Source organism: Comamonas sp. MYb21 (assembly GCF_037479395.1).
Taxonomy (GTDB): domain Bacteria; phylum Pseudomonadota; class Gammaproteobacteria; order Burkholderiales; family Burkholderiaceae_C; genus Comamonas.
This window is the reverse complement of record NZ_JBBGZC010000009.1, coordinates 82,727-108,210: the sequence shown is the minus strand read 5'-3', so window position 1 is coordinate 108,210 and position 25,484 is coordinate 82,727. Positions and strand designations below refer to the sequence as shown.

At 66.0% G+C, this 25,484-nt stretch carries 19 protein-coding genes and 1 riboswitch; of the genes, 10 read left to right on the top strand and 9 right to left on the bottom strand.

Going from position 1 to position 25,484, the window contains the following annotated elements:
- Positions 1-45 precede the first annotated feature (45 nt).
- Both WH367_RS14600 and WH367_RS14595 read left to right on the top strand, forming a co-directional pair.
- The gene (locus tag WH367_RS14600; protein WP_339536653.1) at positions 46-5,547 is read left to right on the top strand and encodes a DNA repair ATPase; all 5,502 of its coding nucleotides are present in this window, start codon (positions 46-48) and stop codon (positions 5,545-5,547) included.
- Between the two features lie 117 nt (positions 5,548-5,664).
- Positions 5,665-9,042 carry a mechanosensitive ion channel domain-containing protein gene (locus tag WH367_RS14595; RefSeq protein WP_339536652.1) on the top strand — a complete coding sequence of 1,126 codons (3,378 nt, stop codon included), beginning with the start codon at positions 5,665-5,667 and terminating at the stop codon, positions 9,040-9,042.
- Here WH367_RS14595 and WH367_RS14590 read toward each other — a convergent pair.
- Positions 9,039-9,977, bottom strand: a complete 939-nt coding sequence (locus WH367_RS14590) for a LysR family transcriptional regulator (RefSeq protein WP_312988888.1) — start codon at positions 9,975-9,977, stop codon at positions 9,039-9,041. The two genes, WH367_RS14595 and WH367_RS14590, sit on opposite strands and share 4 nt — an antisense overlap.
- 68 nt (positions 9,978-10,045) lie before the next feature.
- Here WH367_RS14590 and WH367_RS14585 point away from each other — a divergent pair, with 68 nt between their 5' ends.
- A complete protein-coding gene (locus WH367_RS14585; RefSeq protein ID WP_021025337.1) occupies positions 10,046-10,501 on the top strand; it encodes a PACE efflux transporter in 456 nt (151 codons plus the stop codon).
- Positions 10,502-10,565: 64 nt separating this feature from the next.
- Here WH367_RS14585 and gltS read toward each other — a convergent pair whose 3' ends face one another.
- Complete coding sequence (gene gltS / locus WH367_RS14580; protein ID WP_339536651.1) at positions 10,566-11,804, bottom strand: sodium/glutamate symporter; 1,239 nt, start codon at positions 11,802-11,804, stop codon at positions 10,566-10,568.
- A gap of 225 nt (positions 11,805-12,029) precedes the next feature.
- A riboswitch (S-adenosyl-L-homocysteine riboswitch) is annotated at positions 12,030-12,141 on the top strand.
- A 35-nt stretch (positions 12,142-12,176) separates the two neighbouring features.
- On the opposite strand from gltS, the gene metH reads away from it, so the two are divergent.
- Positions 12,177-14,930, top strand: a complete 2,754-nt coding sequence (gene metH / locus WH367_RS14575) for a methionine synthase (RefSeq protein ID WP_339536650.1) — start codon at positions 12,177-12,179, stop codon at positions 14,928-14,930.
- A 117-nt stretch (positions 14,931-15,047) separates the two neighbouring features.
- Entirely contained in the window at positions 15,048-15,317 is a 270-nt protein-coding gene (locus WH367_RS14570) for a helix-turn-helix domain-containing protein (RefSeq protein ID WP_312988892.1), read from the top strand.
- Between the two features lie 38 nt (positions 15,318-15,355).
- Here the strand turns inward: WH367_RS14570 and WH367_RS14565 are convergent, their stop codons facing one another.
- Positions 15,356-15,961 carry a DUF4304 domain-containing protein gene (locus tag WH367_RS14565; RefSeq protein WP_339536649.1) on the bottom strand — a complete coding sequence of 202 codons (606 nt, stop codon included), beginning with the start codon at positions 15,959-15,961 and terminating at the stop codon, positions 15,356-15,358.
- Between the two features lie 249 nt (positions 15,962-16,210).
- Here WH367_RS14565 and WH367_RS14560 point away from each other — a divergent pair, with 249 nt between their 5' ends.
- The 3 genes from WH367_RS14560 (at position 16,211) to WH367_RS14550 (ending at position 18,556) form a co-directional block, all read left to right on the top strand.
- Positions 16,211-17,035 carry an ABC transporter substrate-binding protein gene (locus WH367_RS14560; protein WP_021025332.1) on the top strand — a complete coding sequence of 275 codons (825 nt, stop codon included), beginning with the start codon at positions 16,211-16,213 and terminating at the stop codon, positions 17,033-17,035.
- Between the two features lie 67 nt (positions 17,036-17,102).
- Positions 17,103-17,870, top strand: a complete 768-nt coding sequence (locus tag WH367_RS14555) for an amino acid ABC transporter permease (protein ID WP_339536648.1) — start codon at positions 17,103-17,105, stop codon at positions 17,868-17,870.
- The gene (locus WH367_RS14550) at positions 17,867-18,556 is read left to right on the top strand and encodes an amino acid ABC transporter permease (RefSeq protein WP_339516792.1); all 690 of its coding nucleotides are present in this window, start codon (positions 17,867-17,869) and stop codon (positions 18,554-18,556) included. Before WH367_RS14555 ends, WH367_RS14550 begins: the two co-directional genes overlap by 4 nt.
- A 73-nt stretch (positions 18,557-18,629) precedes the next feature.
- Here the strand turns inward: WH367_RS14550 and WH367_RS14545 are convergent, their stop codons facing one another.
- The 3 genes from WH367_RS14545 to WH367_RS14535 all read right to left on the bottom strand — a co-directional run bounded on the left by WH367_RS14545 (position 18,630) and on the right by WH367_RS14535 (position 21,356).
- Positions 18,630-19,991 (bottom strand): glycerophosphodiester phosphodiesterase family protein, encoded by a 1,362-nt coding sequence (locus WH367_RS14545; protein ID WP_339536647.1) that lies wholly within the window; start codon positions 19,989-19,991, stop codon positions 18,630-18,632.
- A 272-nt stretch (positions 19,992-20,263) separates the two neighbouring features.
- Complete coding sequence (locus tag WH367_RS14540) at positions 20,264-20,533, bottom strand: hypothetical protein (RefSeq protein ID WP_339536646.1); 270 nt, start codon at positions 20,531-20,533, stop codon at positions 20,264-20,266.
- A 43-nt stretch (positions 20,534-20,576) separates the two neighbouring features.
- On the bottom strand, positions 20,577-21,356 hold the full coding sequence (locus WH367_RS14535; protein ID WP_339536645.1) for an SDR family oxidoreductase: 780 nt from the start codon (positions 21,354-21,356) through the stop codon (positions 20,577-20,579).
- Positions 21,357-21,478: 122 nt separating this feature from the next.
- Here WH367_RS14535 and WH367_RS14530 point away from each other — a divergent pair, with 122 nt between their 5' ends.
- Positions 21,479-22,414, top strand: a complete 936-nt coding sequence (locus WH367_RS14530) for a LysR family transcriptional regulator (protein WP_339536644.1) — start codon at positions 21,479-21,481, stop codon at positions 22,412-22,414.
- A gap of 103 nt (positions 22,415-22,517) precedes the next feature.
- Here the strand turns inward: WH367_RS14530 and WH367_RS14525 are convergent, their stop codons facing one another.
- From WH367_RS14525 to WH367_RS14515, 3 genes are all read right to left on the bottom strand, one after another.
- Complete coding sequence (locus tag WH367_RS14525; protein WP_021025325.1) at positions 22,518-22,868, bottom strand: RNA recognition motif domain-containing protein; 351 nt, start codon at positions 22,866-22,868, stop codon at positions 22,518-22,520.
- A gap of 108 nt (positions 22,869-22,976) precedes the next feature.
- Positions 22,977-23,186 carry a hypothetical protein gene (locus WH367_RS14520; RefSeq protein WP_084635674.1) on the bottom strand — a complete coding sequence of 70 codons (210 nt, stop codon included), beginning with the start codon at positions 23,184-23,186 and terminating at the stop codon, positions 22,977-22,979.
- 263 nt (positions 23,187-23,449) lie between these two features.
- The gene (locus tag WH367_RS14515; protein ID WP_021025323.1) at positions 23,450-24,121 is read right to left on the bottom strand and encodes an ankyrin repeat domain-containing protein; all 672 of its coding nucleotides are present in this window, start codon (positions 24,119-24,121) and stop codon (positions 23,450-23,452) included.
- Between the two features lie 177 nt (positions 24,122-24,298).
- On the opposite strand from WH367_RS14515, the gene WH367_RS14510 reads away from it, so the two are divergent.
- A complete protein-coding gene (locus tag WH367_RS14510) occupies positions 24,299-25,465 on the top strand; it encodes a hypothetical protein (RefSeq protein WP_339536643.1) in 1,167 nt (388 codons plus the stop codon).
- The last annotated feature ends 19 nt before the right edge of the window (positions 25,466-25,484 follow it).

Below are 25,484 nucleotides of genomic sequence, written 5' to 3'. Positions count from 1 at the left end.
CGTGCTGGCCGGCCCTGCCCCACCGCATTCTCTGCCGCTCTAGCCATGTCCACTATTCCCACCAACCACCCACCGGACCGTTCTGCCGTTGACGACGCCGTCGCCAGCGGCGGCTCCTATGAAGTGCTGGCCAAGCGGCTCGATGCCCAGGGCCAGGCGCTGGAGACGCTGGCGCGCGAACTCAATGAAGCCCGGCTGGAAGAGTTTGGCCGCAGCCAGATGGAGGTCATCGCCCGCATGCGGGTGCGCACCGAAAACAACTGCCTGGGCCGCGACATCGCCCAGGTCGGCGGCTATCTGCTGTTTGGCTACAACGTGTTCATGGGCCTCAAGCAGGAGACGCGCATCGAGGATGTGTTTGCGCTCTACCGCCTGCACGAGGGCGAGCAGGGCTACGAAGTCACGCCGGTCGAGCTCAAGGACAGCTTCCTGGGCATCCAGAGCTTTGTGCAGGATTTCCAGGAGCTCTACGCCTACTACAAGCACACCAAGCTGATGCAGCTGGCGGTGCGCGATGGCAAGCTGCTGGCCAGTTTTCAGATCGGCGAGCGCCTGGGCGATGTGCGGGTGTTCCGCTGGTCGGTCTCGCCCGATGGCCAGCAGATCCGCTACATCGACAACCGGGGCGAGCGCGATATCGAGCTGCCCGCCCCGCATGATTTTGAATGGCAGCGCGCCGGCCGCGAGCACCTGGTGCAGGGCCGCCATCCGCACATCAATATCTTGGACAAGGTGTTTGTCGAGACGCTCGATGGCGACCTGACGATCAAGGTCGAGAACAACACTAACGACGGCCTGGGCATCTACCGCGAGCCGGTGCAGGAGAAGAACCAGTCGCTCGATGACGCGGTGTTTGAATACGCGGCCGTCGGCAGCCTGGTGCTGCTCAAGATCCTGCCCTACCGCGAGGATCAGTGGCGCTACCTGGTCTACAACACCTTGTCGCGCCAGGTGCTGCGCATGGACGCGATTGGCGCGGCCTGCATCCAGCTGCCGCAGGACCACGGCATCATCTTCCCCGGCGGCTACTACCTGCAAAACGGCGAACACCGCGCCTTCGAGCAGAACATGCAGGGCATGCGCTACCGCCGCAGCATCCGCTCGCCCAATGGCGAGGATGTGCTCTACGTGTTCTACGAGCCCGAGAGCGGGCGCATGGCGCTGTTCAAGTACAACCTGATCGAGCGGGCGCTGCAGCCGCCCCTGATCGGCCACGGCTATGCGCGCATGGACGATGGCCGCATTGTCATCTTTGCTGCCGAGAGCAATGAGGCCTCGCGCGTGCACCCGATGCAGCTGTGGCGCACGCCGTTTGCGTCGGACGACTATGCCGCGCGCCAGCCGCAAAAGGACAGCGTGCTGGGCCGCATCGGCAATGCCGAGCTGGTCAGCGGCATCTCCGACCTGTACAGCGTGCGCAAGGAGATCGCCGCCACCGAGGTCTCGCTGCCGCGCTATGAGCGGCTGATCGACACGGCGCGGCGCCTATTTGAGCGCTACCACTGGCTCAGCAGCGCGGGCATGCAGGCGCTGCATGAGAACCTTCTGGGCATCGTCGCCACCGGCGACGCGGTGCTGGACGAGTACGAAAAGGTCGAAAGCATCCGCCAGGCCTCGGCCAAGGCCATGGGCGAGGTCAGCAGCCGCCATGTGCAGCTGCTCAAGCAGATTCGCCTGTCGGACGGCGACAGCATCGATGCCTATGTGGGGGCGCTCACCGACCTGGCCGCGCTGCGCGGCCAGCTGCTGGCCACGCGCGAGCTGCGCTATGTCGATGCCGCAGCGATCGAGGCCATGGTGCAGACGGCCGACGAGGCCCAGGCCGAAGTCTCGCAGCGCACGGCGGGCTTTATTGCCACCGATGCCGCCATGCAGCCCTATGTGGAGCAGCTGCAGGCGCTGGACCAGCAGGCCCAGGCAGCGACCACGGTGGTGCAGCTGGCCGAGCCGCTGGCGCAGATGGCCCAGATGTCGGCCGCGCTCGATCTGCTGTCCGAGCTGATGGGCAGCCTCAAGATCGACGATGCCACCCAGCGCACGGCCGTGGTGGACCGCATCTCGTCCATCTATGCGCGCTTGAACCAGGTGCGCGCACGCGCCGAGCAGCGCAAATCCGGCCTGGGCAGTGCCGAGAACCTGGCCCAGTTTGCCGCGCAGCTGGCGCTGTTCTCGCAGAGCATCGTCAGCGGCCTGAACCTGGCCCAGACGCCCGAGAAATGCGATGAGCAGCTGGCGCGCCTCTTGGTACAGCTCGAAGACATCGAGAGCCAGTTTGGCGAACATGCGCAGTTTCTCTCGGACATCATCGCCAAGCGCGAAGAGGTGCTGGAGACCTTCGAGGCGCGCAAGCAGTCCTTGCAGGACGAGCGCCAGCGCCGCGCCCAGGGCGTGCTCGATGCCGCGCTGCGCATTGTGCAAGGCCTGCCCAAGCGCACCGAAAAGATCGCCAGCCCTGAGGCGCTGCACGCGTTTTTTGCCGGCGATCCGCTGATTGCCAAGCTCAAGGAATTGGCCGGGCGCCTGCGCGGCGAGCTGCAGGACCCCGTCAAGGCCGATGACATCGACGGCCGCATCAAGACGCTGCGCGACCAGGCCTTCCGCGCGCTGCAGGACCGCAACGATTTGTACGAGGGCGATGGCAAGCTGATCCGCCTGGGCCGCCACCGCTTCTCGGTCGGCAACCAGGACCTGGACCTGACCTTGCTGCCGCGCGACGGCCAGCTCTACCTGCACCTGGTGGGCACCGAGTACTTCGAGCCGGTGGACAACGCCGAGCTGGCCGGCCTGCAGGCCTACTGGGATGCCTCGTCGCCGGCCGAATCGGCCGAGATGTACCGGGGCGAGTACCTGGCGCTGGAGGTGGTGCAGGCCGTGCGCGCCGGGCGCGAAGGCTGGAGCCAGGACCGCCTGCGCCAGCTCCTGCCCGATGCGGAGGCGCTGACCCAGGCGATCCGCGAGTTTTCAGCGCCGCGCTACCGCGACGGCTATGAGCGCGGCATCCACGACCATGATGCGGCCGTTATCTTGCAGGCGCTGGTGCCGCTGGCCGATGGCGCCGGTGTGCTGCGCCATGCGCCGCAGGCACGCAGCCTGGCGCTGCTGTTCTGGAGCCAGCAGGCCCATATCCAGCAGCCCCAGCTGGCCAGCAGCATTGCGCGCTGGCCCGAGCGCGCGCAGCAGGCCCAGGCCATGCAGCAGCTGCTGGGCAGCGAGACCGAGCGCCTGGCGCTGCAGACCGACATCATGGCCCAGCTGCGCGCCTTTGCGCAGGACCAGGGCCTGCTCGATGCGCTGCTGCGCGCCGACCCGGCCAGCCCCTTGCTGGCAGCGGCCGCAATCGATGCGGGAGAGTGGGACAGCGAGGCTGACAACCTGCTGCGCGCCGCCGCCGATTACCTGCAGGCAGAGCTGGCGCACAAGGCGCTGCGCTTGCATTTCTCGGGCGCCAGCCAGGCGGTGGTGGCCGCGCTGCAGCAGGCGCTCAAGGCCGGCCCCAAGGAAGGCCTGCACTGGGCCGATCTGCAGCGCTACTGGGCCGGGGGCGAGGCCGGCCAGGCCAGCCGCGAGCGCGGCGCCGCGCCGCTGGCCCAGCGCTGGCGCAGCGCGCTGCACTGGCTGCAGACGGTGGCCCAGGCCGCCCCCGAGGCCGAGCGGGCCGCCTGGCTGCCCTACTGCAGCGAAGCCGCCGCCTGGCTGGTCTGCCAGAGCGAGCTACCGCACCAGGTCAGCAATGTGGATCTGCGCTGCGAGGTGCTGGGCCTGCTGGGCCAGCATGGCCGGGTGGATGCGGGCCGCATGCAGATTCAGCTCGACGAGCTGACCACGCGTGCGGCGCGCCACTACCGCCGCTACCTGCCGCAGTGGGAGCGCTACCAGGCGCTGCGCCAGCAGCTGCTGGGCGAGTACCGCGCGCGCTTCCGGCTCGAGGAGTTCAAGGCCCGGCCGCTGTCGTCCTTTGTGCGCAACCGCTTGATCAACGAGATCTACCTGCCGGTGATTGGCGACAACCTGGCCAAGCAGATCGGCGTCGTGGGCGAGAACAAGCGCACGGACCAGATGGGCCTGCTGATGATGATCTCGCCGCCTGGCTACGGCAAGACCACGTTGATGGAGTACGTGGCCAACCGGCTGGGCCTCATTTTCATGAAGATCAACGGCCCGGCGCTGGGCCATTCGGTGCGCTCGCTCGACCCGGCGCAGGCGCCCGATGCGACGGCGGCCAAGGAGCTGGAAAAGCTCAACCTGGCGCTGGAGATGGCCAACAACGTGATGCTGTACATCGACGACATCCAGCACACGCATCCCGAGTTCTTGCAGAAGTTCATCTCGCTGTCCGATGGCACGCGCCGCATCGAAGGGGTGTGGAGGGGCCAGACCAAGACCCATGACATGCGCGGCAAGCGCTTTTGCGTGGTCATGTCCGGCAACCCCTATACCGAGTCGGGGGAGGTGTTCAAGATCCCGGACATGCTGGCCAACCGCGCCGACATCTACAACCTGGGCGATGTGCTGGGCGGCATGGATGAGGTCTTCAAGCTCAGCTATATCGAAAACAGCATGACCTCGAATGCGGTGCTGGCGCCGATGGCCACGCGCAGCCTGCAGGACCTGTACCTGCTGCTCGACCGGGTGCAGGGCAAGGAGGTGTCGGCCAATGCGCTGTCGCACGACTATGCGGCCGCCGAGCTGCGCGAGATGGAGGCGGTGCTCCAGCGCATGCTGCAGGTGCGCGAGCTGGTGTTCAAGGTGAACCAGCAGTACATCCACAGCGCCGCGCAGGACGACAGCTACCGCACCGAGCCGCCGTTCAAGCTGCAGGGCAGCTACCGCAACATGAACAAGCTCGCCGAGAAGATCACCCCGGTGATGAACGATGCCGAGATGGCGCAGATGCTGAGCGACCATTACCAGGGCGAGGCGCAGATGCTGACCGGTGGCGCCGAGGAGAACCTGCTCAAGCTCGCCGAGCTGCGCGGTAGCGCCGATGCGCAGGCCCAGGCGCGCTGGGCCGAGATCAAGGCCCAGTTCCAGCGCCAGCAGGCCGCTGGCGGCGCCAATGCCGATGCCGCCACGCGCGTGACCACCCAGCTGGTCGACCTGGTCGCCGCCACCCGTGCCATGGCCCAGGCCCAGCAGGCCCGCCACCAGGGCGACAGCGCCGCGCAAGAGGGCCTGCAGCGCATGCTGGCCCAATGGGGCCAGGCGCAAACGGCCGTGGGCCAGTCGCTCGATGGCATCCGCCAGGCGGTGCTGGACAGCGCGCCTGCGCCGCAGCCCGCGCGCCAGGCCGACGCGCCGCCGCTGGACCTGGCCGTGCAGCAGCTGGGCCAACTGGTGCTGCAGTCGCTGCAGCCGGTCGTTGAGCACCTGGACCAGAGCCGGCGCCAGCAGCTGGGGCTGCACCGCGTGCTGATGCAGGTCGCCACCCGCATGCAGGAGCAGATCGACCAGCAGCGCGCCGGCCGCCAGCCGCTGCAGCCCACCTTGCAGGCCGACGATATCGACAAGGCCTTTGACCGCATGCAGGACCGCCGGCCACCGCGCTGAGCATCCCGACGTCCCTGGCAGTTGCAGCTGCCAGGGACGTTGAAAGCATTGTTATCAGGTGCAAGCAGCGCCCTTGTCCTAGGTTCGGGCTCTCTCACCTGCCGATACACTGTGCCGATGCGCGCCTCCCCTCACTTTTCCTCTGCCCGCCAGGGCCTGCCACGCTGGTGGCTGCCGGCCCTGTGGCTGCTGCTGTGCGCCTGCCTGCTGCCCCCAGCAGCGACGGCACAGTCGCTGACCTCGCTGGCGGGCCTGGGCGGTAGTTCATCGAGCAGCAGCAGCGATGAAGAGCGCGCCATCCAGGCGCAGCGCGAGGCCACGGCCACGGCCGAGCAGGAGGCCGATACGCTGGCCCAGTCGCTCGAGCGCCTGCGCAGCCGCGTGCAGACGCCCGCTGGTGCGCCCCCCGCACCACTGAGCGACCAGGAGCTGGGCCAGATACAGGCGCGCTGGGAAGAGCGCGTGCCCGCCAATGCCAGCCAGGAAGTGCTGGAAAAGCTGCTCACCGACGAGCGCGAAGCGATTGCCGCGCTCAAGGCCGGCATCGAGAAATCGGCGGCCGAACAGGCCAACCTGGTGGCCCAGCCCGGCAATGGCCGCAGCGACCTGGCCAGCCTGCAGCAGCGCGTGCAGGAGACAGCGACGCCGGTGACGGCCGAGCCGGGAGAATCGAAGGCGCTGACCCAGGCGCGCCAGCAGCGCCGCAGCGCCGAACACCGCCGCGCCACGCAGGAGCTGGCGCTGCGCCAGGAAGAGCAGTCGACCATCGAGACCCGCCAGCGCCTGCTCGATGTGCAGCTGCAGACCCAGCGCCGCGAGTTGCTCGAGCGCACGCCGCGCGTGGCCTGGCTGAACCAGCGCATTGCCGACCGCGCCCGCCAGCAGCTCGAGCAACAGGTGCAGCAAACGCAGGCCGCCGAGAACGACACGGCTGAGGCCTCGGCTGCCGTGCGCGAGCTGGCGCAGCAAAACAGCGCGCTGGCTGCCCAGATCCTGGCGCACAACGACCGCCTGGTCAAAGAGCGCCAGGACCTGGCGAGCGACGAATACCGCCAAAGCCAGCTGGCCTCGGCCTTGCGCGACACGCAGGCGCGCCTGCGCCTGGGCGGCAGCGCATCGGTGGGCCAGTGGCTGTGGAAGCAGCGCGTGGCGCTGCCCACCGTCAACACCATCCAGTCGCGCCGCAAGGCCACATTGCGGCAGCTGGCCGAGCTGCGGCTGGCGCTGTTCAATGCCAGCGAGCGGCGCTTCAGCCTCAACGGCACGGCCACGGGTGGCGGCAACTCGGGCATGACCACGCGGGGCAGCAGCCAGAGCACGGCCTTGTGGACCAAGCAGGCCGCGCTGATTGACCAGCTCCAGCCCTTGCTGCTGCGGCGCATTGCGGTGCTGGAGCAGACCGATGCCGCGCTGCAATCGACCTTGAACAGCGGCAACGCGCTGCGCCAGGTGATGGACAAGGAGCTGCTGTGGTTCCCCAGCCATCTGGCGATGGGCGGCGCCTGGCTGGACGAATGGCGCTCGGTGCTGCGCAGCTCGGACGGCGCCGCACTGGAGCAGGGCGCCAGCGCCTCGCCCTGGAACACCGCGCGGGCGCTGGGCGCGAGCATGCTGCGCAATCTCTGGATCTATGCCGGCATCTTTGCCGGCGTGCTGCTGCTGCTGGGCCTGCGCCGCTATGCCTTGCAAAAGCTGCAGGCGATTGCCACGCAGGTCGACAACTTCTCGCAGGACCACTTTGGCCTGACCTTGATGGCGCTGGGCTGGAGCCTGCTGTATGCGCTGCCCTGGAGCTTTGCCACGGCCGCGCTGGGCACCCTGCTGCAATCGACGGCAGCGCCGGTGGCGCTTGAGCCGCTGGGCCAGGCGCTCGAGCAGCTGAGTGCCTTTGTCTTTGTCGTGACCCTGCTCAACGTGCTGTTCCGCCCCTGCGGGCTGGCGGTGGCGCATTTTGGCTGGCCGCGTGAGCGCGTGCAGGTGCTGCGCCAGATGGTGCTGCGCGCCACCTGGCTGATCGTGCCCATCGATCTGCTGGGCGGTCTGGCCTTCTTCAGCCACGATGATTCGGCGATCAGCACCTGGGGCCGCATGTGCCTGCTGGTGCTGACCCTGGGCCTGGGCTGGATGGCCTTGCGCTACCTGCGCCAAAGCCTGCGCAAGCAGCGCCCGGGCCTGCGCTGGAGCCAGGTGGTGAGCGTGGCCGTGCTGCTGGTGCTGGCCGTGACCCTGGTGGGCATTGGGCTGGGCTATGTCTACACCGCCACCGAAGTGATCCAGGCGCTGCTGAGCAGCTTTGTGTTTCTTGCAGCGGCCGAGGTCCTGGTCAGCCTGCTGCGGCGCTGGCTGCTGCTGGGCGAGCGCCGCCTGGCGCTCAACCGCCTGCGCGCTGCCGCCTTGCAGCGCCAGGCGGCCAATGCGGCAGCGGCAGCCGATGCCGCCGCTGGTGGCGGAACCGCCCCCACGGCCAACAACAATGCCGCCGATGAGCAAAGCCAGATGGCGCTGGTCACCGTCAGCACGCAGGCGCACCGCCTGCTGGGCCTGCTGCAGCGGGTGCTGGTGGCGCTGAGCCTGGTGTACGCCTGGTCGCCGGTGCTGCCGGCGCTGCTGCGCTTTGAGGGCGTGGTGCTGTGGTACACCACCAATACCGAGGCCAGCGGCATTGCCCGCCCCGCTCCGGTGAGCCTGATGGACCTGCTGGTGGGCGCGCTGATCCTGCTGATGACCTTCAGCCTGACGCGCAACCTGCCCGGCCTGGTCGAGGTGGTGTTCTCCAGCACGCGCCGGGTCAGCAGCTCGGACCGTTACACGATGGCGACCCTGGCGCGCTACGGCATCACGATTGCCGGCACGGTCAGCGCGCTGTCCTTGCTGGGCCTGCGCTGGAGTCAGCTGCAGTGGATGGCCGCCGCACTGACTGTGGGTCTGGGTTTTGGTCTGCAGGAGATCTTTGCCAACTTTGTCTCGGGCCTGATCCTGCTGGTCGAGCGCCCCTTCCGCGTCGGCGATGTGATCACCATCAACCAGCACACCGGCACCGTCACGCGCATCCGCACGCGCGCGACCACGGTGCTGGATTTCGACAACCAGGAAATCGTCATCCCGAACAAGACCTTCATCACCGGCCAGGTGACCAACTGGACCTTGAGCGACGATGTGACGCGCCTGATCATCGATGTCTCGGTCGCGCACGGCAGCGATCCGGCCGAGGTGCAGCGCATGCTGCTGGCGATTGCGGCCGAGCACCCCAAGGTGCTGCGCGAGCCCGAGGCCAACTGCTGGTTCATGGCGCTCGAAGGCCAGGGCCAGAAGTTCGAGCTGCGCGTCTATGTGGGTGCGGTGGACGACCGCCTGCCGGTGCGCAATGACCTCAACCGCAGCATCAACGCGCGGCTGAAGGCGGCCGGCATTGCGGTGGCCTTCCCGCAGATGGACATCCATGTGCGCGACCTGCCGCCAGCCGCTGCTGCAGCGCAGGAGACGCAGGGCGCTTAAGGCGTTTGTGACGCCGCCTGCACCAGCGCCACAAAGCGCTTGGCGGCCAGGCCCATCGGGTGCTCCTTGGACCAGACCACATCCACATAGAGCTGGGCGCCATTGCTGAGGTTGGCAAACTCCATCGCCACCAGCGCGCCCGATTGCAGCAGCGGTGCCACCAGCGGCTGGGGCAGCCAGCCCCAGCCAATGCCGGCGCTGACCATCTGCAGGGCGGCCACATGGTTGTCGGTGCGCCAGACATCGCGGGCATAGACCAGGCGCTCATGGTCCAGCGACCAGTCGCGGCTGGCAACGATGATCTGGCGCGTATTGGTCAGGTGGTGCTCGCGCAGCTGAGGCCGGGCGGCCTCACCGGGCGCAGGCGCCTGGCCCAGCGCCTGCATCAGCGGGTGGCTGGGGGCGATGACCGCCAGCAAGGTCTCGGTCGCCACTTCCTGGAAACCCTCGCGGCCGTCAAGGCTCGGCCGCTCAAACACCAGCGCCAGCTGCGCGCGGCCGCTGTGCAGCATGGTCAGTGCATCGGCCTGGGGGGCCGTGAGCACCTCGACGGCCAGCTGCGGGTACTCCTGCGCCAAGGCGGCCAACGGCGCAGCCCAGGGGGCCGAGAGCAGCTCCGGGGCCATCACCAAGCTCAGCCGCGACTCCAGCCCTTGCTCCAGCGCCAGCGCATGGGCGTTGAGCTGCTGCAGCTGCGCGGCCAGCAGGCGCGCCTGTGGTTCCAGCGCCAATGCGGCGGGCAGCGGCCGGGGCTCGCGCCCTTCGCGCGCAAACAGCGGCATCTGCAGCTCGGCTTCGAGCTGGGCGATCTGCATGCTGACGGCCGAGGGCACCTTGCCCAGCGCCCGGGCTGCGGCCGAGAAGCTGCCATGGTCAAGCACGGCCAGCAGGGTCTGGATGGTGTCCGAGTCAAAGGGGGCGAAGGCACTGCGCATTGATGTATCAATTTTTCTGAAAGATTCTGACTTATGTTATCAGTTCATGACACATAAGATAGCGCCCTATGTCAGTTCAAAAAATACACAACAGCCCTTGGTCTCTGCAGGGGCCGATGCGGCGCGTGGTCTATGTGGCCCTGTACGAGGCCATCGCCATCGTGGCCGCCACGGCAGGCCTGTCGGCCCTGTCCGGACAGGGCGCGGCGCACTCCGGTGTCGTGGCCGCTGCCTCGTCGGCCATCGCGATTCTGTGGAATGTCGTCTGGAACCATTTGTTCGAGCGCTGGGAAGCCACCCAACCCACCCGTGGGCGCGGCCTGGGCCGCCGCATTGCGCATGCGCTGGGCATGGAAGGGGGTCTCGTCTTCATGCTCGTGCCGCTGTTTGCCTGGTGGTTCGAGGTCAGCCTCTGGGATGCGCTGGTGATGGACATCGGCCTGCTGCTGTTCTTCCTGGTCTACACCTTTGTGTTCAACTGGTCGTTCGACCGCCTGTTTGGCCTGCCGCAATCGGCGCAGTAACCCAGCCATAAACGTACAACGGGGCGTCGTGTCACTACGACGCCCCGTTTCTACTTGGCGGCGTTCAGCGCAGCCAGGCAATCATCAGCTGCAGCACAAAGGCATTGATGATGTCGATAAAGAACGCGCCCACCAGCGGCACGATCAGGAAGGCCTTGTGCGAGGGCCCGTACTGGCTGGTGATGGCCTGCATATTGGCCACAGCCGTGGGCGTGGCGCCCATGCCAAAGCCGCAGTGGCCGGCGGCCAGCACGGCGGCATCGTAGTTGCGGCCCATCGTGCGGAAGGTGATGAAGACGGCAAACAGCGCCAGCGCCACCGTCTGCACGGCCAGGATGAGCATCAGCGGCCCGGCCAGATCGGCCAGCTCCCAGAGCTTGAGTGACAGCAGCGCAATGGCCAGGTAGATCGACAGGCCGGCGTTGCCAAACACATCGATGGCGCGGTCAAACACCTTGAAGCCAAAGCCGTAGTCCAGCACATTGCGGATCACCACGCCGCCGCCCAGCGCCCAGACAAAGGTGGGCAGCTGCAGTATCGTGCCCTGGGTGACGCTGGTCATGAACTCGGCAAAGGCCAGGCAGCCGGCAAACAGCGCCAGGGTCTCGATGGCGGCCTCGGCAGTGATCAGGCGCGGGGCGGTATTGGGCGTCTCGAAATTGGCGACCTGGCTGCTGTCGTTGTTTTCGGTGTGTTCGCTTACTTCTTTCTCAGTCAGCGTGCGTGGCTGGGCCAGCTGGTGGCGGGTAATGAGGCGCTTGGCCAGGGGGCCGCCCAGCAGGCCGCCGATGACCAGGCCAAAGGTGGCGCAGGCAATGCCCAGCGCGGTGGCGCCGCTCAGGCCGTATTGGTTCTCCAGCACCGAGCCCCAGGCGCCAGCGGTACCGTGGCCGCCCAGCAAGGTGATCGAGCCCGCGACCAGGCCAATGAGCGGGTCCAGCCCCAGCAGGGTGGCCAGGCCCACGCCGACACCGTTTTGCACAAAGATAAACGCGACGATCACGCCCAGAAACACCACCAGGCCCATGCCGCCCTCACGCAGCTTGGCAAAGTTGGCGCTCAGCCCGATCGACGAGAAGAACACCAGCATGAAGCTGGTCTGCATAGCGTTGGCAAAGGCGAGGGTCAGGCCGGTGGCCTGGTGCAGCGCAAAGATGATGGCTGCCACCACCAGGCCGCCGGAGACGGGCTCGGGGATATTGAAGTCGCGCAGAAAGCGGATATGCCGCGTCAGCCACTTGCCCAGCAAGAGCACGAGGACGGCAAAGATCAGGGTGTAGTAAGCACTGAAACTCAGATGCAAGGGAATTCTCCTCAAAGAGCAGGCCTGGACCTGTTTGAAAACAGAAAGCCGGTGTTGACTATGGGTTGGTGTTTTTTGCCGGCAAAGCGCTGCAATATGGGTGAATGCCGAAGCATCGTCTGATTGAATAGGGCTATAACCAACAACGGTGAGTGGTGTTTGCGGCTATGGACAAGTCCCCCTGCCTGTGCTCCAGCGGCCGGCCTGGCTTAAAATGCAGGGCCTTGTCCCAAGGAGCGCTGCAGCAGGCCGGTGGTACCCCATCGCAGGCCTGTCAGGCTTGGGGCAGGTCGACGGGCATGCACGGCATGGCCCGCATCAACGGCGCTCACCTGTTCTGTCTCTGTTTTCTGGTTTTCACAGGTGAGCCCCATGTCCGCGTCTGCTGCCCCCGTTTCCGTTCCTCCCATGCGCCTGTCGGGCCTGGAGCCCGTGTTTGTTGGCGAGGACAGCCTGTTTGTCAACGTGGGCGAACGCACCAATGTGACGGGCTCCAAGGCCTTTGCGCGCCTGATCCTGAATGAGCAGTACGAAGAGGCGCTGGCCGTTGCGCGCCAGCAGGTGGAAAACGGCGCCCAGGTGATCGATGTCAACATGGACGAGGCCATGCTCGACAGCAAGGCCGCGATGGTGCGTTTTCTGAACCTGATCGCCTCCGAGCCCGATATCGCCCGCGTGCCCATCATGGTCGACAGCTCCAAATGGGAGGTGATCGAGGCGGGCCTGCGCTGCATCCAGGGCAAGGGCATCGTCAACTCCATCTCGATGAAAGAGGGCGTGGACGAGTTCAAGAAGCATGCGCGCCTGGTCAAGCGCTATGGCGCCGCTGCCGTGGTCATGGCCTTTGACGAAAAGGGCCAGGCCGATACCTACGAGCGCAAGATCGAGATCTGCGAGCGCGCCTACCGCATCCTGGTTGACGAGGTCGGTTTCCCGCCCGAGGACATCATCTTCGACCCCAACATCTTTGCCGTGGCCACCGGCATCGAAGAGCACAACAACTACGGCGTGGACTTCATCGAGGCCACGCGCTGGATCAAGCAGAACCTGCCCGGCGCCAAGGTGAGCGGCGGCGTGTCCAACGTGTCGTTCTCGTTCCGGGGCAACGACCCGGTGCGCGAGGCGATCCACACCGTGTTCCTGTACCACGCGATCCAGGCGGGCATGGACATGGGCATCGTCAACGCCGGCATGGTCGGCGTCTATGACGACCTGGAGCCGGTGCTGCGCGAGCGCGTCGAAGACGTGGTGTTCAACCGCCGCCCAGACGCCGGCGAGCGCCTGGTCGAAGTGGCCGACAGCGCCAAGAGCGGCGCCAAGGACGACAGCAAGAAGCTGGAATGGCGCGGCACGCCCGACAGCCCCAAGACCGTGAACGAGCGCCTGTCGCATGCGCTGGTGCATGGCATCACCGACTTCATCACCGAAGACACCGAAGAGGCCTACCAGGCCATCGTGGTGCAAGGCGGCGGGCGCCCGCTGCATGTGATCGAAGGCCCGCTGATGGACGGCATGAACATCGTCGGCGACCTGTTTGGCGCCGGCAAGATGTTCCTGCCCCAGGTGGTCAAGTCGGCCCGCGTGATGAAGCAGGCCGTGGCCCATCTGGTGCCCTATATCGAAGAGGAAAAGCGCCAGCAGGAAGCGGCGGGCATGGATGTCTCGAGCAAGGGCAAGATCGTCATCGCCACCGTCAAGGGCGATGTGCATGACATCGGCAAGAACATCGTCACCGTGGTGCTGCAGTGCAATAACTTCGAGGTCATCAACATGGGCGTGATGGTGCCCTGCCACGAGATCCTGGCCCGGGCCAAGGCAGAAGGCGCGGACATCATTGGCCTGTCGGGTCTGATCACGCCCAGCCTCGAAGAGATGCAGTATGTGGCCGGTGAGATGCACAAGGACGACTATTTCCGCATCAAGAAGATTCCGCTGCTGATTGGCGGCGCCACCTGCTCGCGCGTGCACACGGCCGTGAAGATCGCCCCCAAGTACGAAGGCCCCGTGCTTTACGTGCCCGATGCCTCGCGCAGCGTGAGCGTGGCCCAGAGCCTGCTGGGCGAGAACAAGGACCGCTACCTGCAAGAGGTGGAGGCCGACTACGACAAGGTGCGCACCCAGCACGCCAACAAGAAAAAGACCCCGCTGTGGACCCTGGCCCAGGCCCGCGCCAATGCCACCCCGGTGGATTTTGCCGCGCACCCGCCCGTCACGCCCCGCATGCTGGGCCGCCGCGTGTTCAAGAACTTTGACCTGGCCGAGATCGCCCAGTACATCGACTGGGGCCCGTTCTTCCAGACCTGGGACCTGGCCGGCCCGTACCCTGCCATCCTGGACGACGAGGTCGTCGGTGTGGAGGCGCGCAAGGTGCTGGCCGATGCCCAGGCCATGCTCAAGAAGATCATCGAAGGCCGCTGGCTGCAGGCCAATGGCGTGATGGGCCTGTTCCCTGCCAACCGCGTGGGCGACGACATCGTGTTCTACACCGACGAGTCGCGCAGCACCGAGCTGCTGACCTGGTACGGCATGCGCCAGCAAACCGAGAAGCAGGCGGTGGACAGCGTGATGCGCCCCAGCCGCTGCCTGGCCGACTTTGTCGCCCCCAAGGAATCGGGCATGGGCGATTACGCCGGCCTGTTTGCGGTCACGGCCGGTATCGGTGCCGAGAAAAAGGACAAGGAATTTGAAGCCGCGCTGGACGACTACAGCGGCATCATGTTCAAGGCCCTGGCCGACCGCCTGGCCGAAGCCTTTGCCGAATGCCTGCACCTGCGCGTGCGCCAAGACCTGTGGGGCTATGCCGCCGATGAGCAGCTGAGCAACGAGGAACTGATCAAGGAAAAATACCAGGGCGTGCGCCCCGCCCCCGGCTACCCCGCCTGCCCGGACCACACCGCCAAGATCGACCTGTTCAAGGCGCTGGATGCCGCCGACATCGGCATGCACCTCACCGAGAGCCTGGCGATGTTCCCCGCCTCCAGCGTCAGCGGCTTCTACCTGGGCTACCCCGAAGCTGTCTACTTCAATGTCGGCGAAATCGGCGAAGACCAGCTGGCCGATATGGCCCAGCGCCGGGGCATGGACATCGAAGTGCTGCGCCGGGCGCTGGCGCCGAATTTGGCGTAAATACAAGCCATGGCTGTAAAACGGAAATACAAACTAAGACTTGTATTTTCGGAATACAGCCTATGGGTTGTGGCCTCACAATAGCTGCTCCTGAGTTACTGTGAATGGGGAGTACGCATGGATGAATTCATCGTCCACACCAGCCGGCAACTACCGATATTTCTGAGCGCTTTTCGCAAGGCGGCGAAGCTCACCCAGGCAGATGTGGCCATGCGCATGGGGGTGACCCAGCAGACGGTCTCTGCGATGGAACGCAATCCCAAGGCGGTCAGCGCTGAACGCTTGATGAAACTCCTGAGCGTTCTGGGCGTCGACCTGGTACTGCGGTCACACCCGGAACCGCGCGACTATGCCGGCTCTGAACTCCGGTCACTGGATGATTGGTAAAGCGCGGTTGAGGAACTGCTCGGCGTCTATTCCAACCCTCAACCCGCCAAAACCGCCTCCAGATTCGCACGCAGCGAAGTAGCACGCTCCGGCACCCGGGGCAGCGCTGCTTGGGCGATTGACTGAGCCAGTGCAGCCTCACCCAACACGACGGCGACCCGGGCCCAGGTGAGCAGGTGGGCGGGGTGCATGTCCGTGTCCTGCGCCGCCAGCCGGGCGGCATCTAGAAACGATGCAGGGTAGTCGCTGGAGGGGGCAAAAAAGGCCTGCGACTGCCGCTGCCATTCCGACACCAGAAAGGCCACCGATTCGGCCGCATCCTGTGCGCTCGCGCCATAGGCAAACTCGGCGTCTGCGGCGTTGCGAAAGCCGGCGATGACCGAGCCGCGCCAGGCGCAGTCGTAGTCGCGCATCGCCTGCGGCGCGGTCAGGGCGCCACCGGCCACATCGCCCAGCGCCAACAGATGGGCACCCAGGTTGACCTGGAACACCGCACTGCGCGGGCGGTGCTGGACCTCAACGACATGCACCACCCCACCGTCCAGCACCCGCCGGGCGATATCGCCCTGGCGGACAAAGCCTTCGGCCACAAGCTGCGGGAAGAACTGCGCGCGCAGTGCGCTGGTGGTGGTTTTGCGGTCCATGGCGGGTGGCTCTTGGGGGATGGGGCGGCAGGTGCAGACATCAGGTATGCTGCGCTCCCCTGCTTATAAAGCCTTTTGGGCGTTTTGGGCGATGTGCTTTGTCGTCGAATCGTACATGCGAAATCTACATATCGATTGAATGAAATCGTCGTTGTCCAACGACGGTCTGCGTTCCTACACTGGGCCTCCAATCAACGTTTCGCTGGCCCGGGCATGGTGCCCTGGCGTGGGATCTCAGAAAGCATAGCTATGAAAAACAAGGCATGGGCGATGGTGGCGACCGCTGCGGTGGCAGCGCTGGCATCGGGGGCGGTGTGGGCCGATCGCCTGCAGGATATCAAGCAGGCAGGGGTGCTGCGTGTGGCAGCCTTTGATGCCAATCCACCGTTTGGTTTTGTCGATCCCAAGACGCGCAAGATCGTGGGCCTGGATGTGGACTATGCACAGGCCTTTGCGCAGCGCCTGGGCGTGAAGCTGCAGCTGGTGCCGACCAACCCGGCCAACCGCGTGCCGCTGCTGCTGTCGAACAAGGTCGACCTGGTGCTGGCCAATTTCACGATCACCGACGAGCGTGCCAAGCAGGTGGGCTTCAGCGTGCCTTACTTTGCCTCGGGCACGCAGTTCATCGCGGCCAAGGGCACGTTGACCTCGCCCGAGCAGCTGAACCAGCTGCGCATCGGCGTGGACAAGGGCACGACCAATGAGATCGTGCTGCGCGAGAAGCACCCGCAGGCGACCTTGGTGGCCTATGACGACACGCCGTTTGCGTTCACCGCGCTGCGCAATGGCAATGTGCAGGCCATCTCGCAAGACGGCCCCAAGCTGGTCGGCCTGCTGGCCACCATCAAGGACAAGAAGGAGCGCGACAAGTGGGAGGTGCCGGCGTTCACGATCTCGAGCGACTACATCGGCGTGGGCATTCCCAAGGGGGAGGCGGCGCTGACCGACTTCGTCAACACTGCGCTGAAGGAGCTGGAGGCCAGCGGCCAGGCCGGCAAGATCTACGACACCTGGTTTGGGCCGCAGAGCGCCACGCCGCTGGTGCGCAACTTCAAGATCGGCGACAAGCCTTAACAGCACAGGTAGGGCACAACCCCGCGTCTGAGAAGGCGCGGGGCTGTGCCTTTTGGGGTCGGTGTTTATGCAATTTTTGATGTCCTGGCTGGAGCCGCTGTGGCCGCACCTGCTGGCGGGCAAGTACTGGCGCTGGCTGCTGGAAGGCTGGTGCACGACGGTGCTGGCCTCGCTGCTGGTGATTGCGGCGTCCACCGTGCTGGGCATAGCCTTTGCGGTGGCGCGCAGCGCAGCCTGGGCGCCGCTGCGCTGGCTGGCGCTGGCCTACCTGTCGGTGTTTCGCAATACGCCGCTCCTGGTGCAGCTGTTCTTTTGGTACTTTGGCGTGCCCAGCCTGCTGCCACCGGCCTGGATGGCCTGGCTCAACCAGGCGCACAGCCTGGCGCTGGGGCCGTTCAGCCTGGTCTGGCCTTCGCTGGAGTTTGTCTCGGCCTGCATCGGCATGGTGTTCTATGCGACGGCCTATGTGGGCGAAGAGGTGCGCGCCGGCATCAACAGCGTGCCCGCCAGCCAGAGCCAGGCGGCGCGTTCGCTGGGCATGGGCGGCTGGCAGCTGCTGCGCCATATCGTGCTGCCCCAGGCGCTGGCGCGGGTCATCTCGCCGCTGATGGGCCAGTACATGAACATCGTCAAAAACACCTCGCTGGGCATGGCCATTGGCCTGGCCGAGCTGTCGTACCGGGCGCGCCAGGCGGAGGCCGAGACCTTCCAGTCCTTCCAGGTCTATGGCATCACCACCTTGCTCTACATCGTGCTGATCATCGGGCTGGAGCTGCTCAGCCAGCAGCTGGCCCAGCGCCGCCGCTGGGGCCGGGTGGAGGTGAGGCGCACATGAACTTTGCTGCACTGGGTGATGACTGGCTCTACCTGCTGGTCGGCACCTTTCCCGAAGGGCCGCCGGGCGGCGCCTTGCTGAGCCTGATCCTGAGCGCGGTCTCCGGCCTGCTTTCTGCCGTGCTGGGGCTGGCGCTGGGCATTGCGCTGGTGATGGGGCGGGGCCGGGCCTTGCAGTGCCTGCGGGTGCTGCTGGGTTTTTTGCGCGCCACTCCGGTGCTGCTGCTGATCTTCTGGATTTATTTTTTGCTGCCGGTGCTGTTCAAGCTGGATGTGCCGGGCAGCTTCTCGGTGGTCTGTGCGCTGTCGCTGGTCAGCGGCGCCTACCTGGCCCATGGCGTGGCCGCTGGCCTGCAGGCGATTGCGCCGGGCCAGTGGGATGCGGGCGCGGCGCTGGGCCTGACGCGCTGGCAGGTGCTGCGCAGCCTCATCCTGCCCCAGGCGCTGGCGGTGATGCTGCCCTCGTTTGTGAACCAGTGGGTGACCCTGATCAAGGACAGCTCGCTGGCCTATATCGTCGGCGTGGGCGAGCTGTCCTTTTTGTCCACCCAGGTCAATGCGCGGCTGATGGTGCACCCGGCCGAGGTGTTCCTGCTGGTGGGCGCGATCTACTGGCTGATGTGCTCGGCGCTGAACCTGCTGGCTTGGGCGCTGGCGCGGCGCAGCCAGCCGCATTTGGTACGCTGAGTTGGCACGCTGATGCGGGCATGAAAAAAGGACGCCAGGCGTCCTTTTGGGGGTGAGCACTGCTGCGCCGTGCTTACTGGTTCTTCAGCTCGGTGATGTAGGCATCGCGGGCCTGTACGCCCGTCGGGGTGAAGTCGGTGAACACGCCGTCGATGCCCAGGCGGTAGTAGGCCAGGAACTCCTGCACCGGGTCACCCTTGTAGATGCCGGCCAGGCGGCCCGCTTCGTTGCGGAAGGTGAAGCTGTGCACGATCAGGCCGGCCTTGTGGGCGTTGGCGATCAGGCCGGTGTCCTTCAAGGTGTTGACGTCCTTCAGGCCCGAACCATCCTTGTAGGGCACGACGGAGTGGGCCAGGATCTGGGGCTTCCAGGGGCCGATGCCGTCGGCATAGGTCTTGATCTCGGCCAGGCCGGCCGGGGTCTGCATCACGGCAAAGGTGCGGGCATCGCCAGCCAGGGTCCAGCTGTAGGGGCGGCCGCTGATGAAGGTCCATTCATCGGTGGTGATGTAGACCATCGAGCCGTCCTTGAGGTCGAAGTCATTGCCATCGATCAGCTGCACGCCCTTGGCCTTCATGCCGGCCTTGCGCAGGTACTTGAGGCTCTCGGGGTCAAAGCTCTGGATGTAGACGGCCGAGTCCTTGCTGTTGAGCTTGTTCTTCTCGAGCAGCGCCATCACGGCGTCTTCAAACGGGTGGCTGCCGCTGCCGCAACCATTGGCGATCGCCTGCTGGTTGTTCCAGTAGGGGTTCTTGGTTTCGGCATACACGGGGATGGTGCGGCCCAGCGACTTGCCCTTGGCCGCTGCGATGTCGATCACATCCTGGGCGCTGATCAGCGGCAGCTTGCCGTTCCACTCGGTGGGGCGGTCGGCGCGGTTGTCCAAGGTGGTGCCGGCAATCCAGTCGCGCAGCTCCTGCATCGTGAAGTCGCTGATCGACCAGTCATTGCTGTGGTCTTCGCCGTCGACGATCAGCGCCTTGAGCACCGACTTCTGGTTGCCCGGCTCGACCAGGTCCGTCAGGTACTGGCTGGGGCCGTTGGCCGGAATGGCGGGGTATTTCACATCGACCAGCACGCCGGGCGTGGTGCGCTTGCGGGCTGCCACGGTGGCATTGGTCTTGGCCACATCGGCGATGTTGGTGCTGTCGCTCAGCCAGGCGTTGTGGCGTGCCACCAGCTGGCAGTCACGCGTCATGTGCATGTCCAGCTCCAGCATGTCGGCGCCGGCATCGGCCGCCTTTTCGTAAGCCATGCGGGTCTGCTCGGGGTACATGCCCGAGTAGCCACGGTGGGCGATCACCTGGGGCTGCTTGCCGTCCAGGGTCTTGAAGCTGGGATCATCATCGCCGCCGCCACAAGCGGTCAGCAGCAGTGCGCCGCACAGGGCAGAGCCCAGCGCAGCCAGGCGAAATGTGGGTTGGTGTGTTGTCATCGTCCGTTGTCCCCAGGGTTGGTGAATCAGCAAGTGGATGGATGCTGCGGGGTCGGTATGACGGCACGGTGACAATGTAAAGCGCGCGTCTGCGGCTCACAACAGGCGAGGTGTGCAGGCACTTGGCAGCTGTTGCTGCCGCCTGTAGAGAACACCCCCATCAACCGCTGCAGGCATCCAATTCCATGCACCAGCGTAGTGCAAGGCTGGGGGCTGGCCCAGTGTTTTCGATGCTGCAGCGCGGCAACTGTGGTGTTCTGTCCAATCGCCGATCAGGCGCGGCCCAGCCACCAGACCAGGCCCAGCGCCAGCGCGGCGGGCACGGCGAAGTTGACGAGCAGGATGGGCAACTCCTGCGCGACGGTGTAGCCGGCCTTGTGGACGCCGACCCACATGTTGACCAGCACCACGCCCAGCCAGGCGGGAATGAAGTACTTGGCCGCCAGCGCGATGCTGGCCGCATCGGCGCCCCAGAGCTTGCCCAGCAGGGCAAAGACGGCCAGCAGCAGCAAGCCGGTCAGCATGACCAAAATCATATGCATGGGCAACTCCTTGTGGTGGTGGGAGGGCGGCGCCCTCCCGGCCTTATTTTGTCGTATAGCCGCCGTTGATCAGAATCGTCTGGCCGGTGATCCACCAGCCATCGCTCACCAGGTGGCGCACAAAGGGCACCACGTCTTCGATGTCGGTCAGCCCCGTCTGGCTGAACGGCGACAGCGCCGCTGCGCTCTTGTGGTAGGCCTGCGCATCGGCGCTTTCCTGGCCGTAGAAGAAGGGCGTGTCCATGGGGCCGGGGCCGACGGCGGTGACCGAGATGCCGCGTGCGCCCAGCTCCTTGGCCGCTGCGCGGGTGTAGTGCTCCACCGGCGCCTTGGTGCCCGCGTAGGAGGAATAAAACGGCGTGAACGCGCCCAGCAGCGAGGTGACCAGGGTGCAGATCTTGCCGCCATCATTCACCTGCTTGCCCGCCTCTTTCAGAAAGAAGAACGCAGCCTTGTTGTTGACCGCATCCATCTCGTCAAACTCGGCCTCGCTGATCTCGGACATCGGCTTTTTCAGCACCTTGCCCACGGTGTTGATCGCGATGTCGGGGCGGCCCAGCGCAGCCACGGTATCGGCAAACAGCTTCTCCACGGCAGCGGCCGTGGTGAGGTCGCCTTGCAGCATCACCGCCTTGGCGCCCAGCTTTTGCAGCGCTGCCAGCGTCTGCTCGGCATCGGCCTTGCTCGCTGCGCTGTTGTAGTGGATAGCCACGGCCTTGGCGCCATGCTGGACAAAGTCGGTGGCCAGCAGGCCGCCCAGGTTCTTGGCGCCGCCGGCGATCAAAACGGTCTTGCCCTGCAGGCTGTGTTGGGGTTTGGACATGAAAAGCTCCTGGGGATAGGTCAGAGCTGTTCAGCGTAATTGGTCATGAAACAAAGATAAATATAGAATTTATTCCATGTTTATCCAGAATTTATTAACAATGAATGCGCAGGATCCGGGCCATGGACCGCATTGACCTGCTGCGCATCTTTTTGCGCGTGGCCGCGACCGGCAGCTTTTCCCAGGCCGCCGACCAGCTGGCGCTGCCCCGGCCCACGGTGTCGCTGGCGGTGCAGCAGTTGGAAGCCCGGCTGGGCGCGCGCCTGCTCCACCGCACCACGCGCAAGGTGGCGCTGACGCTGGACGGTCAGGCGCTGGTGGACAGCGCCAGCAGCCTGGTCGATGAGATGCAGGACCTGGAGCAGCGCTTTCGCCCGCAGTCGCATGCGGTGGCCGGGCGCCTGCGCATCGATGTGCCCAGCCGTGTGGCGCGGCTGATCGTCGCCCCGGCATTGCCGGCGCTGCTGGCGCAGCACCCGGGGCTGGAGGTGGATCTGGGCTCCAGCGACCGGGCGGTGGACCTGGTGCAGGAGCACATCGACTGCGCCTTGCGTGTGGGCCCGCTGGCCGACAGCTCGCTGGTGGCCAAGGCGCTGGGCAGCATGGCGCTGATCAACTGCGCCAGCCCCGCCTACCTGGCCCGGCAGGGCAGGCCGCAGACTCCGGCCGATCTGTCAGGCCACCAGAGCGTGCACTACAACTCACCCACCAGTGGGCGCCCTGCCGCCTGGGCGTGGGTGGAGGGCGGCACCGAGCACAGCATGGTGTTGCCCGGCGTCGTGGGCGCCAACCATGTGGAGAGCTATATCGCCTGCGCGCTGGCGGGCCTGGGCCTGATCCAGATACCGCGCTATGACGTGCAGGCGTATCTGCAATCGGGCGAGCTGGTAGAGGTGCTGCAGGGCTACCCGCCGCCTGCGCTACCGGTGCATGTGCTCTACCTGCACCGCGCGCAGCTGTCGCGCCGGGTGCGGGTGTTCATCGACTGGATCGCGCAGCTGCTGGTGCAGGCCGGAGCGATCGCGCCCGGCCCGCAGGGCTCCGCGTCCCGTCCATGACAAAGCGCCTCCCTGTACCAGCGGTACCAGGAGGCGCTTTGTAAGGCCCCGGGAGGCCTGATCGATCCGGCTAGGACAGCCGGGTCTTCAAGATGCGATGCGCTCAGTAGCGGCCACCGCCGTAACCACCTTGGCCGTAGCCCACGTCCGAGCGACCGCCCGAACGCGCGCCTGCGTTGCTGTAGCCACCCGCGCCTCTGGACTCTTCCCGGGGGCGGGCCAGGTTGACGACGATCTGGCGTCCGTCCACGGACCGGCCATTGAGCGCGTCGATCGCTGCCTGGGCCACATCGGCCGAGGCCATTTCCACAAAGCCGAAGCCCTTGGAGCGACCGGTGTCGCGGTCCATCATGACTTTGGCCGAGGTCACGGCACCGAATTCGGAGAAGTTCTCCTCAAGGCTGGCGTCGGTCACGGAGTAGGGCAGGTTGCCCACATAAATTTTGCTGCTCATGTCAGAGCCTTTCTGGAAGAGGTTGCGCGATGCTTGCGCAGGGGTGGGCGATGGACTGGAGAACCCAGGCCCTATCGCCAATGGATGGGAGGGGTTGCCCGCCGGCGATCAGCAGACTGGGGGCTTGGGCATGGACGACTGCAGCCAGCCTTGGGTCACGGCAAAGATGCGCGCCGCCTCTGCGGAGGCAAATGTCTTGTCGAAGCGGAAGACCCGGCAGTAACTGCCGTTGCCTGGTGCGCGCTGGACGGAGAAGGAGGCGCCGAAGCGGCCATTGGCGGTCGGGTGGGTCGACGGCGAAACGAGGTACTTCCCGATGGAAATAAAAGTCTTGGAAATGGGTTGCAATCTGGGGTCAGCGGCTTGGGGGGCCGGTGTGAGCGTGTAGTACGCGGTTGACTGCTGCTCTGCAGATCAACCAGGCGAATGTCGCCAGGAACGCTGGATGCCGCCTTGCGGGCCACCAGCGGGAACCAGAGGCTTGCGCAGCGGCAAATACCTCTTGAACGGCATTCACTATAAAGCAATAGTTATAAAAAGTCTAATTTTTATTAACTTATTGCATAAAACAACACTGCAGATCAGCGTGCACCCGCAGCGCTCAGCATCTCCACCATCGCGCTGTAGCCGCGCTGCCGGGCATGGGCCAGCGGCGTCACGCCCTCCTTGTCGGCCAGGTTCACATCGGCCTTGGCATCGATCAAGAGCTGCAGGATCTGCTGGTGGCGCGGGCCGCCATCGCTCAGCACGATGGCCTCCATCAGCGCCGTCCAGCCCAGGCGGTTGACATGGTTCACATCGACGCCGGCGTTGATGAGGGTGCGCACGGTCTCGACATGGCCGCGCTCGGCCGCCGGGATCAGCGCGGTGCCGCCATAGCGGTTGGTGCTGCGCAGGTCGGCGCCATGGGCCAGCGTCATCTGCAGGATCTCCTGGTGGCCGCGTGCGCCGGCGTACAGGTAGGGGCTGTCTTCGATGTGGTCCTTGGCATTCACATCGGCGCCGGCCTCGATCAGGGCCTTGGCCGCTGCCACCTGGTTGCTCTGTGTGGCTACCAGCAGCGGCGTGCGGCCCTGGGCATCGCGCGCATCGAGGGCGCTGGCGCCTCCGTTTTGCAGCAGTTGCTGGATGCGGCTGCCGTTGTTGGCAGCCGCTGCCTGGTGCAGGGCGAGCGTGGTCATGTTCTGTGCGTGGGCAGGGGGTTGCGTCAGTTGAAAGGCCAGGCCAAGGCAGAGGCTGAGCAAGGGGCGCATGGGGGTTCCTTTGAACAGGTTCTTACAGCGGGGGTATGGCAGCCGCGTCCATCCCCACCAGTTCATATACTCCCAAAACCATAGCTGGTCTTGCAGGCTTAGTGGGTGCGAAAGGGCATTCTTGCACAGGAATGCCGGATGCCGGTGGAGATGAGAGACAAGGGAGTGCAGAGACGAATGGGCGGGAGCAACGAGGGAAAGCGGCAGCGCGGCCATGCGGCGCTGCTGGTGCTGGGCGGTGTGCTGATGGCGGCGCTGGGCGTGCTGCTGCTGTGGCTGTGGCTGCCGCTGCTGATGGCAGTGGCAGCAGGCGGGCTGGTGTTTGTGCTGCTGTCGCAGGTGGGCCGCATCGGCTGGATGCTGGAAGGGCGGCGCGCGCTGCACGATCCAGGCTTGCTGATGGAGGACGGGCGGCTGCGCACGCCCGTGTGGCTGCCGTTTTACGCGATGCTGGCGGCCTTGCTGGCGACGGCTTGCGGCTGGATGGTCCTGTTCCTGCTGCCCGACAGCCTGCACCCGGCCGAGATGCTGCAGATGGGCACGGGCCTGGCCGGCGCCATCGTGGTGCTGGTAGCGGTCTGGCTGCTGGGGCAGCTGAGCACCGGCTGGTCGCTGCTGCGCCAGGGCGAGGCCTGGAATGCGCGCCGCATGTCGCCCGAATGGTGGATCTGGGCGGCGATCGCCTTTGTGCCAGCAGCGCTGGCCATGGGCCTGATGGCGCCGGACCGGGCCGGGCTGCAGGTCTGGGGCCTGCAATGGCGCGGGTATGACAGCCAGCCGCTTCGCATCCAGCTGGCGCCCGCCCGCAACCCCGAACAAGCCCGCCTGCGCGACGCGGCCCTGCTGGAGCTGGTGCAGCCGATGTTGGTGCAGGGCAGCCGCCGTATTGCTGCCAGCATGCGCAGCCGCCACGGCACAAGCCACTGGAGCGCCGCCCTGCCAGCGCGCTACCGCCTGCAAGGCGATGTGCTCGATATCCAACTGGCGGGCCGCCTGGAGCCGGAGGGGCTGCAGCGCTATGCACGGCAACTGCAGCAACTGGGCGCGGGCGACCACAGCGCCCTGCGCTGGCTGGCTGCGGCGCAATGCCTGCCAGCCCCCAGTGCGATGGCAGCCTTGAGCGCTGCCGCGCGGCGCGCGCAGTGGGCACAGGTGCAGGCCTGCGCGCAGCAGCGCAGCCAGGCCTTGCAGGCGCTGGGCGCGCAGCTGCAAGGGCAGATCGAGCAGGTGGCGGTGTTGCCGCTGGCGCACTACCGGCCCTGGCCCCGGCGTGGTGGCTGGCAGGCGGTGGCCCTGCCCTCGGGGCAAGAGGCTTTGGATGCATTGCCGCTGCTGGCGCAATGATGCCTGGCGCGGCGGCTTT